This is a genomic window from Bacillus sp. SRB_8, assembly GCF_003264205.1.
GTDB lineage: Bacteria > Bacillota > Bacilli > Bacillales > Bacillaceae_G > Bacillus_A > Bacillus_A mycoides.
Genome location: NZ_NADT01000122.1, coordinates 1 through 373, shown reverse-complemented (window position 1 = coordinate 373; position 373 = coordinate 1). Strand labels below are relative to the sequence as shown.

Genomic DNA, 373 nt, shown 5'->3' with positions numbered 1-373 from the left:
TTAAAGAAGGCTTGAAAGATATAGATGGTAAAATTTATTATTTCCAAAATTACAATGTAAATAAAAAGGAAATACGTCTAGAAGATCAAAATATCATTCTTCATTTTTCTGACAAAGGCGTACTTGAGAGAGCTTCTAGGATAAATGGAGAAGCTATAGACAGCGATGTTTATGCTTCGTTTGAAAACAAAAGTTTAGTATTTAATAAAGACGGTTCGATTTGGAAAACAGGGATCAACAAAAAGGGGAAATCCCAGGCATATTATAGTTTAGAAGATGGAGTTTTCTATACCGGTTGGAAAATGATAGGCGATAAAAGATACTATTTCATAAATGGCTACAATAGTGCGTTCAATAGGTATGAAGACATTGA

Annotated in this window: 1 pseudogene; it reads left to right on the top strand. The window is 31.9% G+C overall.

Going from position 1 to position 373, the window contains the following annotated elements:
• Positions 1-373: pseudogene (locus tag B5P40_RS32200) on the top strand (cell wall-binding protein); the annotation flags it as partial.